The following is a 12,592-nucleotide window of genomic DNA, read 5'->3' as shown; positions in this document are numbered from 1 at the left end:
ACCATGATGGAAAACACAGGAATCTCGAAGCGCGAGGCGAACAAGGCCCGCAAGCGCGCGGAGATCGTGCAGGTCGCCTCGGGCATGTTCCTCGAACAAGGTTACGCCGAGACGACGATGTCCGCGATCGCCGATACCGTGGGCGGATCGAAGGCAACCTTGTGGGCGCACTTCGCGTCCAAGGAGGAGCTGTTCACCGCCGTCGTCGACCTCCACGTGGAGACGTTCGCGCGCGATGTGGAGGAAGTGCTGACCGGGCAGACCTTCTCGGTCCCGGCGCTGCGCCGCGCGTGCCTGCGCTTCATCGACTGCCTGCTGCGCGCCAATTCGGTCATGCTCTACCGCCTCGTGGTGAGCGAGGGTGAGCGGTTTCCCGAGATCAAGGAAACCTTCTACACGCGCGGCCCGGTGAAGCTGCGCTGCGCGATCGCGGACTTCTTCGCCACCCGCTTCGAACATGACGAGGCGCAGCGGCTGACCCAGTTGACGGTCGCGGCGGTGACCGGTTATCGCACCGACGTGCTGCTGCGCCCCGACCCCGTCGGGCAGGCCCAGCACGAGGCCTTCGTCGACAACCTCCTCTCGCACAGCGTCTGGCCGCCGGAGAAGGACGCGGCCTAAACGCTCGGGCGATCACTGCCCGGCGTTCCCATTCGGGATTGGACGCAGGGCTCTCCCCTCCCCCATCCTCGCGCCTCGGCTCGGGAGGAGAGGAGAAGCCCATGAGCGACGACACGTCGGCCGCGATCCGCGACACGCGCAAGGACTGGGTGGTCGAGCACCGCGACATGTACCTGTCGTCAGGCGGCGCGCAGGGTCACATCATGGACATCACGCCCGTCGGCGGCCGGTCCTTCGCCACGCACTGTCTGGTCAAGTACGTCGGCCGCAAGAGCGGCAAGGTCTTCATCACGCCCCTTTGCTACGCCGACATCGGCGGCGAGGTCGTGATCTGCGCCTCCAAGGGCGGCGCCGACCATCACCCCGCCTGGTATCTCAACATCCGCGAGGCCGAGACGGTCGACTTCCAGGTCGCCACGCAAGCCTTCCGCGCCACCTGGCGCGAACCCGAAGGGGCCGAGCGCGACAAGGTCTGGGCCTTCCTGACCGACTGCCACCCCTTCTACGCAAGCTACCAGCAGGCGACGGACCGCGTGATCCCGCTGGTCATGCTCAAGGCCATCGAGCCGATCCCCATATTCAAGGCCGAAGACGCCACCGGCATCAGGCAATTCTGAGAGAGCATATGAGCGACGACTTCGACTGCAGCGACATCGACAATTACCTCGGCAAGCCGATGGACTTCTCGCCCTTGCGCGAGGCCATCGCCCCCAACGACATCCGCCGCTGGGTCCACGCGATGCATTACCCCAACCTCGCCCACTTCGATCCCGGCCATGCCGAAGCGAGCGTATGGGGCCGCCTCGTCGCACCGCAGAGCTTCGCCATCGCCACCGACGACGGCCACGGCGCCGCACCTGCCTGCGTCGGCCGGATCGAAAACTCGCACCTGCTGTTCGGCGGCGACGAGTGGTGGTTCCACGGCCCGCGGATCGAGCCGGGCGACGTGATCACCAACACCCGCATACCCTTCGACTATACCGTCAAACAGACCGGCTTCGGCCCCACCTGCTTCCAGCGCGGCGACAACAACTATTCCAACCAGAAGGGCGAGGAGATCGCCCGCCAGCGCTCCACCTCGATCCGCTACCGCGCGGCAGCGGGCGGCGACAGCGTCAAGACCGACGACTTCGAGGAACCCGAATGGACCGACGAAGCGCTGGAGGAGATGGAGGAGCGCCGCTTCGCCTGGGTGAAGATGCTCCAGGAACTCGGCAGCAACGAACGCTGGTGGGACGACGTGGCAGTGGGCGACCAGTTGCCCGAGCGTGTCTTCGGCCCCCATTCCATCGCCAGCTTCGCGACCGAGTGGCGCGCCTATATCGTCAACACCTGGGGCACGCTCGACTTGCGCAAGCAGGACCTCGAGGGCCTCGGCTTCACGCGCGAAATGGCGGGGTACGAGAACGACCCCGACATGCTCAAGGTGAACCCGTTCCTCACCGACGGCGCCTATTACGGCCCCTCGCGCGGGCACCTGTTCGCCAAATATGCCCGCCGCATCGGCATGCCGCGCGGCTACGGTTACGGCGCCTCGATGGGCTCATGGGTGACCGACTACCTCTCGGGCTGGGCCGGGCAGCACGGCATGGTGGTGCATTCGATCGCCAACTATCGCGGCCCTGCCCTGACCGGAGACGTGACGATCCAGACCGCCGAAGTCACCGAGAAGTCGGTGGACGATCAGGGCCGCCACCTTATCCATGTGAAGCACCTGATGAAGAACCAGAAGGGCACGACGATGTGCACCGGTTCGGCCGAGATCGCCCTGCCGAAAAAGGCGGGCTGAACACCATCACCCCACGCCGCTCATGCTGAGCTTGTCGAAGCATCGGGCCTCGCGCCCCGCCTCGGGGCCTTCGACAAGCTCAGACTGAGCGGGGTGGGGTTTGTGTCACGCGCAACACAAACCTGTTACGCCGGGAACAGCGCCCCGCCCGTCGAAACCGTCTCCACGCACCCGGCGATCCACACGTCGTCGCTCTCGTCCTGAGAGCAATAGACCAGCCCGTCCGCCCCGACCTTGCGGCCCTGCGCAGCGACATAGCTGCCCTCGGCCTGCCCGCTGGCGAAGAGGTACTGCGCCACCGCCGCGTTGAGGCTGCCGGTCACCGGGTCCTCGACCATCTTGCCCGCCGGGTCGGCGAAGAACGCCCGCAACTCGAACTGCGCTGCGCCGCCCGGAGCGCAAGGCCCCAGCAGCGCCACGTCGGTCCCCTTCGGCGCGCGAGCGACGGGCTCGGCCGCCAGTACCGCCTCGGCGGAGGCGAGGTGCAGCAGTTTCCACCCCGGCCCGTTGGCGGCATGGACAGCCGCAACGACCTGCGCCTCATCCACCCCGGTCAGGCGCAGCGTCTCGGCGCGATCTTCGGCATCGAGCGGCCCGGAACGGATCAGCGGCGGCGCATGGAACGCCAGCCGCTCGCCGTCGCGGCGCACCTCGACGAGACCGATGCCGCATTCCTGCACCACGCGGCCCTCCGTCTGCGGCACTCCACCGGCGGCGAGCCAGGCATGGGCGCTGCCCAGCGTCGGATGGCCCGCGAAAGGCAGTTCGCCCGCCGGATAAAAGATACGCACGCGGTAGTCGGCGGCCGGATCGGTCGGCGGCAGCAGGAAGGTCGTTTCCGAATAACCCAGCCACTGCGTCAGGCGCAGCATCTGTGCATCGCTCAGCCCCTCACCGCCGCGCACGACCGCCAGCGGATTACCACTGAGCGGGCCGGAGCCGAAAACATCGACGAGATCGAGAAACATGGCATGCCTTTCGGAGCTAATTGCACTTTTGAACGTTTCGTCGCAGTCCGGGTCCAACTTGTCCCTTACGCTCCCGACCTGCCCGGCGGTTCATCGCCCGTTGCGAAGTGCGGGTCCAGACCGATCGGGTTCTCGAACAAGAATTATCGCAGGAGTTTGAACCATGAAGAAGTCCCTGCTGGCGATGGCGGCCTTTGCCGCCACTATCACTGCCCTGCCCGTCGCACCGGTGCTGGGCGATCCGCCGCCATGGGCGCCCGCGCACGGCCGCCGCGACCATGACCGGTACGACCGACACGATCGCCACGACCGCCGCGACATGTACGATTCGCGCGGACGCTATCGTGAACCGCGCCGCATCACCCGCAACGACCGTGTCTGGCGCGGCAATGACGGCCGCTACTATTGCAAGCGCGACAACGGGACGACCGGCCTGATCATCGGTGCCGGCGTGGGCGCGCTGGCGGGTAACCAGATCGCCGGTCGTGGTGACAAGACCATCGGCACGATCCTGGGCGGCGTCCTCGGCGGAGCGCTGGGGCGCGAGATCGACAAGGGCGACATCCAGTGCCGCTGAACTGAGATTATCCCTTTTGAAACAAGAAGCGCGCGGTCCGAAAGGGCCGCGCGCTTTTGCGGTGAGGAGGTATTTTTGTTTCCGGAAGAAACATTTCCCTCACTTCATCGCTATCCCGGCGCACTTCGTCACAGATTTTTACCTGCCGCCGTTCGTTCATCTGACGTTGTGGATCAATGAACGAAAAGCGGCGTTACCAGATCATTCCCACGCAACGATGAGGGCACATATCATGCGTAAGACCATTCTCGCCGCCACTATGATGGCGCTCACCATTCCGGCGACCGTCGCCTTTACCGCTCCGGCCGAGGCTCGCGATCACCGTCGCTACCACAACGATCGCGGCGTCAAGTACTGGCGCGGCAATGACGGCCGCTACCGCTGCAAGAGGTCCAATGGCACCACCGGCCTGCTGGTCGGCGGCGTTGCCGGCGCCCTTGCCGGCCGCGCGATCGACACCCGCGGTGATCGCACCGTCGGCACCCTGCTCGGCGCCGCCGGTGGCGCCGTCCTCGGCCGCGAGATCGACCGTGGCGGCGATCGTCCGCGCTGCCGCTGATCCCTGCCTGCAGTCCCGTGTGAAAGGCGCGTCGCCCGAAAGGCGGCGCGCCTTTTGCTTTGCCCGCGGTGTGGCCATCCGCCGGTGCGATCGGTGGATCGAGCCTTTCCTACACCCGCTGCCTATGCTCCAATGCGGCCATGTTTCAGCGACTTGCATTCATGACCGGCTCGCCTGCCTTCGGCCCGGGAAGCCCTTTCGGAAAGGGCGGAAGTTCTTCTTCTGGACCGTGTAAACCGTGTAAACCTCATGTGTCACTTTATGAGGCCGCGCAGTGAGCCGCCCCGCCATGCTGGTGACCGGCGGCGCCAAGCGCATCGGTGCCGCCATCGCCCGCGCCTTTGGTGCGGCGGGCTGGCATGTGGTGATCCATTACGGGCACTCGCAGGCGCAGGCCGAGGCGCTCGCGGCAAGCCTGCCGAGTGCCGAGATCGTATCATGCAACCTCGATGACTGGGATGAAGGCCCCGCCATGGTGGAGGGCCTCGCCGCCCGCCTCGACGACTGGCGCGTGCTGGTAAACTGCGCCGGCGTGTTCGACCTCGACACGGCCGACGTGCTGGAGCCGGATACCTTTACCGCCGCCATGCGGGTGAACGCCGCAACGCCCGCGCGGCTCGGCCAGGCATTTCTTGCCCATGCCCGTGCCTCCGGCGGGAAGCGGCTGATCCACGTCACCGACCAGAAGCTGCTCAATCCGAATCCGGACTTCTTCTCCTACACCATGAGCAAGCATGCGCTTTCCGCAACCATTCCGATGCTCTCCATGGCCCGGCGTATGGAGGACGACCGCGTCTACGGGATCGCCCCCGGCGCCATCCTCGCAAGCCACGACCAGAGCGAGGCGGAAGCCGAAGTCTCGCACCGCATGAACCTTCTCGGACGCCGCGCCACGGCCGAAGACGTCGCGGGCGCGGCGCTGTTCCTTGCCGGCGGCTGGCTTGATAGCGGAGAGACGCTTTACGTCGATTCCGGCCAACACCTGCTGGCACAGAAGCGTGACGTGCTGTTTCTGGCGCGGGAATAGGGTTGGGAAGCCCCATTGTGCATTTCTCAACACAAGCCCCCTTGCATGAGGGTAATTACCCCCGCACAAACCCCTGATGGCACTCGGCATACTTGACCGCTTCCTCGAGCGCGGCGTCCGACAGGGCGTGCTCGAACTGGCCCGCCCCGACGGCTCCGTCCGTCGCTTTGGAACCCCCGCAGAAGGCTTTCCCCACGTCCGCATCCGGCTCACCGACAAAGGCGCCGAACGTCGCATCCTGCGCGATCCCCGCCTCGGCGCCGCCGAGGCCTTCATGGACGGCCAGCTCGACGTCGAGCGTGGCGATATCATGGACCTCGTCTACCTGCTGCGCGCCAACGCGCGGTGGGACAAGGGCGGCGAACTGAAGGAGCAGACCGCGCTCAAGAAGGTGATCGGCAAGGCCGTCACTCTCGTCGACGGCATCAACCGCGCCGCGAGCGCCAAGAAGAACATCGCCCACCACTACGACGTGGGCAACGACCTCTACAACCTGTTCCTCGACACCGAACACATGCAGTATTCCTGCGCCTACTGGCCTTCTGACGACATCACGCTGGAGCAGGCGCAGACCGCCAAGCTCGCCCACATCGCCGCCAAGCTGGCGATCGAACCGGGCCAGAAAGTGCTCGACATCGGCTGCGGCTGGGGCGGCATGGCGATCTACCTCGCCAAGCATTTCGACGTCTCGGTCAAGGGCATCACGCTCAGCGAGGAACAGCTGGTTCTCGCCCGCCAACGCGCCATCGACGCCGGGGTATCGGGCCGCATCGACTTCGAGCTGATCGACTACCGCGACCTCGCCGCGCGCGGCGACAAGTTCGAGCGCATCGTCTCGGTCGGCATGTTCGAGCACGTCGGCCAGGCCCAGTTCGACCGTTTCTTCCGCGACTGCGCGACCCTGCTGGACGACGAGGGCGTGATGCTCCTCCACACAATCGGCCGCATGGGCGGCCCCGGCTCGACCGACGCCTTCACCCGCAAATACATCTTCCCCGGCGGCTACATCCCGGCGCTGAGCGAAACGGTGGAATCGAGCGAAAAGGTCCGCCTGATCGCCACCGACGTCGAGAACCTGCGCCTCCACTACGCCAAGACCCTGCGCGAATGGTACAAGCGCTGCGTCGCCAACAAGGAGGCCATCGTCGCCCTGATGGACGAGCGCTTCTACCGCATGTGGATCTTCTACCTCTCCGGCGCCACCGCCGCCTTCGAGAGCGGCGGCATGTGCAACTACCAGATCCAGTATACCCGCTCCCGCCACGCCCTGCCCCTCACCCGCGACTACATCGCCGAGGGTGAGAAGGTGCTGCTGGGCGCGTAACCCCGCCCCGATACCCGATTGCGAAGTTTGGGCGCACCTGCTAGCCGCGCGCCCAAACTTCCACCGCTCATGCCGCGAAAGCCCGTCCCCATGTCCGACAGCATCAAGAAGGTCGTCCTCGCCTACTCCGGCGGCCTCGACACCAGCGTCATCCTCAAGTGGCTGCAGGTCACCTACAACTGCGAGGTCGTCACCTTCACCGCCGACCTCGGCCAGGGCGAGGAACTCGAACCCGCCCGCGCCAAGGCCAAGCTGATGGGCCTGCCGGACCAGAACATCTACATCGACGACCTGCGCGAGGAATTCGTGCGCGACTTCGTCTTCCCGATGATGCGCGCCAACGCCCGCTACGAGGGCGACTATCTCCTCGGCACCTCGATCGCCCGCCCGCTGATCTCAAAGCGCCTGATCGAGATCGCCCACGAGACCGGCGCCGACGCCGTCGCGCATGGCGCCACCGGCAAGGGCAACGACCAGGTCCGCTTCGAACTCTCGGCCTACGCGCTCGACCCGAACATCAAGGTCATCGCCCCCTGGCGCGAGTGGGATCTCACCAGCCGCACCGCCCTGATCGCCTGGGCCGAAAAGCACCAGATCCCCGTCCCCAAGGACAAGCGCGGCGAAAGCCCCTTCTCGACCGACGCCAACCTCCTGCACACCTCGTCCGAGGGCAAGGTGCTGGAAGACCCGTGGGAAGAGACCCCCGACTACGTTTACTCGCGCACCGTCAACCCGGAAGACGCGCCGGATGCGCCGGAATACATCACCATCGACTTCGAGAAGGGTGACGGCGTCGCCCTCAACGGCGTGGCGATGAGCCCGGCGACCCTCCTCACCCAGCTCAACGAGCTTGGCCGCAAGCACGGCATCGGCCGCCTCGACCTCGTCGAGAACCGCTTCGTCGGCATGAAGTCGCGCGGCATGTACGAGACGCCGGGCGGCGAGATCTACGCCCGCGCCCACCGCGGCATCGAGCAGATCACGCTCGATCGCGGCGCAGCGCACCTCAAGGACGAGCTCATGCCCAAGTACGCGGAGCTCATCTACAACGGCTTCTGGTTCGCCCCCGAGCGCGAGATGCTGCAGGCCGCGATCGACCACTCGCAGGCCCGCGTCAACGGCACCGTGCGCCTCAAGCTCTACAAGGGCTCGGTCTCGGTGGTCGGCCGCAAGAGCGCCGACTCGCTCTACTCCGAACGCCACGTCACGTTCGAGGACGATGCCGGCGCCTACGACCAGAAGGATGCGGCGGGCTTCATCAAGCTCAACGCCCTTCGCCTGCGCCTGCTGGCCCAGCGGGATTCGCGCTGAACACCTTGCTCGCAGGTTAACAGAGTCCGGCGGCCCGTTGCCAAAGCGCGACGGGCCGCTTTTGCATCTATGGCCTTCGGGAACCCGCGCCGGTACGACTCCGCCATCGTCAACGACGAAGCGGGGTAAGTTTTGCAAGTTCGAGCCGTAAGCCTGATGGCGCTGTGCGCTGCCGTCGTCCTGCCCTTCGCAGGCCCCGCTCAGGCTGAAGCCCCGGTAGCTTCGCAAGCTCTCGTTCTTGCTCCTGTCGCTGGCGTCAACGCCGTCGCCGCCGCAGAAGTTCCCGCCGTCCTCACCGCGCCCGAAGACGACGACATCCAGGTCACCCCGATCGCAGGCGGCATCGCCAGCTTCTACGGCCGCCACCTCAAGGGCGCCCGCACCGCCAGCGGCGAGCGTTACGCGCCCGACGGACTGACCGCCGCGCACCGCACCCTGCCCTTCGGCACGCAGGTGCAGGTCACCAACCCGGCCAACGGCGAAGTCGTCGTCGTCACTATCAACGATCGCGGCCCCTTCCACGGCAACCGCGTGATCGACCTGTCCGACGCCGCCGCCGACGAACTCGGCATCACCCGCATGGGCAGCGGCAAGGTCGAACTGGCCGTCCTCGGCAACTGATCCGACTCGCAAGGCTGACTTTTCAGGAAAAAGGTCGGCCGGCGCAGCTGGGAGGGGGTGGGGGAAGCGCCGCGCCGGCCTTCACACTCGATAACAGCGAAGCCGGACAAGCGTTCCCGGCCTCCGAAGACTTTTGCCCAGCCGTGCTTCCCCATCGACGAAGCGCGAGCAGGTTTACACGGTTTACACGGTCCAGAGCGGCAACTCCGCCCCCGCCTTCCAGCGACTTGTACTCCATCGGCGCCGCGCCCTCCCCGCCCCAGAGCGCCCCGTCCACCCGGGCGAAAGCGCGCGCCTGCCAGCGATCCCACTGCGCGCCGCTCTCGCGCAGGAAAGGCCCGCGCACCGGCGCCTCCGGATAGTCCGGCGCCTCGGCCCCATCCCCGGCTGCCGCCTCCCCCTCGTCCAGCGGCCGCACGTACCCGGCCGCAGCATCGATCGCATCCACCGTGTCGAGCCACGCCTCCCGCGCATCGCCGAACCGCGCCTCCCCCGCCGCCGCGACATAGTCCGCCCGCTCCGGAGGCAGCGCCGCGCCCGCCTCCATCCCCGGCACATCCGCGCAAGGCTCCTCCCCGGCGACGAGCGCCAGCACCTCGTCGAACCGCTCGGCCAGAGCCTCATGCCCCTCGCCCGCCACATCGAGCCGCGCCAGATGCGCCAGCAGCAACCGCGAGTCATACCGCCGCCGCACCCCGACCAGCTCCCCCCGGAACCACACCGCCTCCTCCACCCCATCGAGCGCCCGCGTCGCCAGCACCTCCTCGACATGCCGCCGCGCCAGCACCAGAGCCGCCGTCCACGCATCCGCAAACACCGCATCGCGCCGCCGCAGCAGATAAGCCGAAGTCCGGCTCATCCCCACGAAAGCACACGCGGCCCGCACGTCGCCCTTCTGCGAGAGTTGGTCGAGGAACCGCACCTTGCGGTCGGCGTCCCACGCGGTGTGCGAGACATGGGGAGAAGGAGAAGAGACAATGCGAGGGCCATCGCCCTCGCGCTCCCGGACCCTTTCCGCCGCGCCCGAGGCCGACGAAGTGCTCGCCTGATCGCCCGGAATACCAATGTCGCGCGAGGCGGGAACCCACCCCCGCCCGAACCGAGGCGCCTGTTCCTCCCCCAACGGGGGAGGGGGACCATCCGAAGGATGTAAGCGTACGGCCTCCCGCGTGTTGCGGCATTCAGGCTCGGCGCTGATGGACCTCCGCTAAGGAGTCTCTTTCTGGACTCCAGAAGGAGGCCAAGTGAAGAATCGGGTGGAGATCATCGCGCGTACCGAACGGCGCAGGAAGTTTTCGGATGCCGAGAAGGCAGCGATCCTCGCCGAGGCGGATGCAGACGGCGTATCGGTCCGCCAGATTGCTGAGCGCCACGAGATTGCCGAGAGCTTGATCTATAACTGGCGATCGGCGCGCCGCCAGGCAGCAGCAATCGCCAGTGAGGCGCTCGAGTTCATTCCCTACGGGGCAATCATGACGGCAGAGCCTGTGGCCGCGCCGGCGATGCCCGAGCCCAAGAAGGTGCCGCGACCTGTTTCGTCGTCGATGCCTTCAGCGGAGGAACTGATCCGCCCGCACCCTGGCGCCCGCCCCGGCGCGATAGACGTAGATCTGCCCAGCGGCGTTCGCCTGTCGGTGGACAGCTACGTTAACGAGAAGGCGCTGGCCCGCGTTCTACGGGCATTCCGGGACGTGTCGTGATTTCGCTGGCGCCTGGAACCAAGGTCTATCTGGCGAGCAAGCCGGTCAGCATGCGGCTTGGCTTCGATGGGCTGGCAGCATTGGTCCGCCCGCTATTCGCGGTCGAGCCCTACGGCGGGCATGTCTTCCTGTTTCGCAGCAAGAGCGGCAATTACCTGAAGGCGCTGCACTGGGATGGCACCGGGCTCTGCCTGTTCGCCAAGCGTTTGGAACGCAGCCGTTTCGTCTGGCCGCCGCTCATCGAAGGTGGTGTCGTGCTGACCCCAGCGCAGTTTGCGCTGCTGATCGAAGCGATGGATTGGCGGCGCACAGTGGCCCCTGATCCGCCCCGCCTGCCGGTGCAGATTTGATGTGATAATCGCCGCATTTCTGGGCTTTCTGCTTGGGCGGAAGGCCGGATTCTGCTATCGGGAAGCGTGTCTCCCGACGATCTCGAACTCCCTGTTGACCCCGCAGAACTGCGCGCTTTTGCCGCGGCGATGCGCGCACGTCTGGCTGCCTCGGAACAGGCGCTGGAAGCCGAACGGGCGGCCCATGAAGCGACCCGCCAGAAGCTCGAGACGGCCCAGAACTCGATTAAGCTGACGGCGCTGCAGATCGAGAAGTTCAAGGTCCAACTGGCCCGCCTCCGGCGCATGAAGTTCGGTCAGTCGTCGGAACGCCTTTCTCTTCAGGCCGATCAACTCGAGCTGACACTGGAGGATCTCGAGGCCGAGCATGCCCATGCCGAGTGCGTGATCGAGGGGCATGTGCCCGAAGATACTTCGGCCAAGGCTGCCCCTCGCAAGCCTCGCCGTGCTCCGCTGCCCGACCACCTTCCTCGCGATGAGGTCATGCACGTAGCACCGGATGCCGACGGCTGCTCCGCCTGTGGGGGCACGATGGGCAAGCTCGGCGAGGACGTGACCGAAGTGCTGGAGTATGTCCCCGGTTGCTTCCGCGTCGTCCGTCATGTTCGGCCCAAGCTTTCCTGCAACAGCTGCGATGCGATCAGCCAGGCACCAGCCCCGGCGCTTCCCGTGCCGCGGGGCCGTGCGGGGCCTGGCTTGCTTGCCCACGTCATCGTTTCCAAGTTCGCCGATCACCTGCCCTTATACCGTCAGTCGCAGATCTACGCCCGCGAAGGTGTGGAGATCAGTCGCTCGACAATGGCGGACTGGCTCGGCCAGGTAAGCTGGTTGCTGCAACCGCTGGTCGATCGGATCGCCGATCACGTCATGGCCAGCGTGAAGCTCCATGCCGATGACACACCCGTCCCGGTGCTGGCGCCGGGGACCGGGAAGACGGCAACCGGCAGGCTATGGGTGTATCTCCGCGATAACCGACGATGGAGCCATCTGGACAAGCCGGCAGCGCTGTTCCGCTACAGCCCGGATCGCAAGGGCGAGCGACCGCGCGAGCATCTCAAGACCTTTGCGGGCTTCCTGCAGGCGGATGCTTATGCCGGTTTCGAGCGCCTATACGCAAGTGACCGCCAGCCAGCGCCGATCACGCCCGTTGCGTGCTGGGCTCATGCCGGGCGCAAGCTGAACGATGTCTACAAGGCAGACCCGAACTCGGCTGCGCTCGATGGGCTGCAGATGATCGGTGAGCTTTACGACGTTGAGCGGCAGATCGTGCGCGAACCCGCAGATTTTCGTCGCAAGGCTCGGAAGCTCTCAAAGCTCAAGGCGCTCGATTTCTTCGCCTGGGCGGATCATGTGCTGTCCAAGGCATCGGCCCGGTCGCCGCTGGCTGAGGCCCTGCGCTATGCCGTGAAGCTCAAGCTGCAGCTGCTCACATACACCGACGACGGCAGGCTGGAGATCGACAACAATCCGGCAGAGAATGCCCTGCGGGGTATATGCCTCGGCAGGAAGAACTGGCTTTTTGCAGGTGCCGACTGTGGTGGGGAGCGTGCTGCTGCCATGTATTCACTGCTGGAAACGGCCAAACTCAACGGCGTCAATCCGCAGGAATGGCTGGCTGACGTCCTCGACCGCATCGGCACAGGGCATCCGATCAACCGAATCGACGAGTTGCTGCCATGGAACTGGGCCACCCCGCCGGAATGAACGCGCATTTTGGGAGGTTTCAGCCATTGTGCTGTTCCCCA

General features: G+C 66.1%; 14 protein-coding genes. 12 read left to right on the top strand and 2 right to left on the bottom strand.

What is annotated here, in order from left to right:
* Window positions 1–6 precede the first annotated feature (6 nt).
* From ACODRZ_RS04830 to ACODRZ_RS04820, 3 genes are all read left to right on the top strand, one after another.
* Window positions 7–621, top strand: a complete 615-nt coding sequence (locus ACODRZ_RS04830; protein WP_488969947.1) for a TetR/AcrR family transcriptional regulator — start codon at window positions 7–9, stop codon at window positions 619–621.
* A gap of 101 nt (window positions 622–722) precedes the next feature.
* Window positions 723–1,238: a nitroreductase/quinone reductase family protein gene (locus ACODRZ_RS04825; protein ID WP_488969948.1), complete on the top strand. Its 516-nt coding sequence runs from the start codon at window positions 723–725 to the stop codon at window positions 1,236–1,238.
* A gap of 8 nt (window positions 1,239–1,246) precedes the next feature.
* A complete protein-coding gene (locus tag ACODRZ_RS04820; RefSeq protein ID WP_488969949.1) occupies window positions 1,247–2,410 on the top strand; it encodes an FAS1-like dehydratase domain-containing protein in 1,164 nt (387 codons plus the stop codon).
* Between the two features lie 125 nt (window positions 2,411–2,535).
* Here ACODRZ_RS04820 and ACODRZ_RS04815 read toward each other — a convergent pair whose 3' ends face one another.
* Window positions 2,536–3,378 (bottom strand): PhzF family phenazine biosynthesis protein, encoded by an 843-nt coding sequence (locus tag ACODRZ_RS04815; protein WP_488969950.1) that lies wholly within the window; start codon window positions 3,376–3,378, stop codon window positions 2,536–2,538.
* 163 nt (window positions 3,379–3,541) lie between these two features.
* Between ACODRZ_RS04815 and ACODRZ_RS04810 the strand changes: the two genes are divergently transcribed.
* From ACODRZ_RS04810 to ACODRZ_RS04785, 6 genes are all read left to right on the top strand, one after another.
* Entirely contained in the window at window positions 3,542–3,955 is a 414-nt protein-coding gene (locus ACODRZ_RS04810; RefSeq protein WP_488969951.1) for a glycine zipper 2TM domain-containing protein, read from the top strand.
* 232 nt (window positions 3,956–4,187) lie between these two features.
* Entirely contained in the window at window positions 4,188–4,514 is a 327-nt protein-coding gene (locus ACODRZ_RS04805; protein WP_488969952.1) for a glycine zipper 2TM domain-containing protein, read from the top strand.
* Window positions 4,515–4,803: 289 nt separating this feature from the next.
* On the top strand, window positions 4,804–5,541 hold the full coding sequence (locus ACODRZ_RS04800) for an SDR family oxidoreductase (RefSeq protein WP_488969964.1): 738 nt from the start codon (window positions 4,804–4,806) through the stop codon (window positions 5,539–5,541).
* 76 nt (window positions 5,542–5,617) lie between these two features.
* Complete coding sequence (locus tag ACODRZ_RS04795; protein WP_488969953.1) at window positions 5,618–6,865, top strand: class I SAM-dependent methyltransferase; 1,248 nt, start codon at window positions 5,618–5,620, stop codon at window positions 6,863–6,865.
* A 90-nt stretch (window positions 6,866–6,955) separates the two neighbouring features.
* Window positions 6,956–8,176: an argininosuccinate synthase gene (locus tag ACODRZ_RS04790; RefSeq protein ID WP_488969954.1), complete on the top strand. Its 1,221-nt coding sequence runs from the start codon at window positions 6,956–6,958 to the stop codon at window positions 8,174–8,176.
* Between the two features lie 156 nt (window positions 8,177–8,332).
* Window positions 8,333–8,797, top strand: a complete 465-nt coding sequence (locus tag ACODRZ_RS04785) for a septal ring lytic transglycosylase RlpA family protein (RefSeq protein WP_036523491.1) — start codon at window positions 8,333–8,335, stop codon at window positions 8,795–8,797.
* Window positions 8,798–8,819: 22 nt separating this feature from the next.
* Here ACODRZ_RS04785 and ACODRZ_RS04780 read toward each other — a convergent pair whose 3' ends face one another.
* Entirely contained in the window at window positions 8,820–9,920 is a 1,101-nt protein-coding gene (locus tag ACODRZ_RS04780) for a hypothetical protein (protein ID WP_488969955.1), read from the bottom strand.
* A gap of 121 nt (window positions 9,921–10,041) precedes the next feature.
* Here ACODRZ_RS04780 and tnpA point away from each other — a divergent pair, with 121 nt between their 5' ends.
* From tnpA to tnpC, 3 genes are all read left to right on the top strand, one after another.
* Window positions 10,042–10,497, top strand: coding sequence for an IS66-like element accessory protein TnpA (gene tnpA / locus ACODRZ_RS04775; RefSeq protein WP_488969956.1), 456 nt, complete (start codon window positions 10,042–10,044; stop codon window positions 10,495–10,497).
* The gene (gene tnpB, locus ACODRZ_RS04770) at window positions 10,494–10,847 is read left to right on the top strand and encodes an IS66 family insertion sequence element accessory protein TnpB (protein ID WP_009822160.1); all 354 of its coding nucleotides are present in this window, start codon (window positions 10,494–10,496) and stop codon (window positions 10,845–10,847) included. The genes tnpA and tnpB overlap by 4 nt, the downstream gene beginning before the upstream one ends.
* Before the next feature lie 129 nt (window positions 10,848–10,976).
* Entirely contained in the window at window positions 10,977–12,551 is a 1,575-nt protein-coding gene (gene tnpC, locus ACODRZ_RS04765; protein ID WP_488969965.1) for an IS66 family transposase, read from the top strand.
* Window positions 12,552–12,592: the final 41 nt, after the last annotated feature.

This window comes from Novosphingobium sp. FG90, assembly GCF_057808725.1.
The sequence above is the reverse complement of the archived record's forward strand: the minus strand, read 5'-3'. Positions and strand labels throughout refer to the sequence as shown.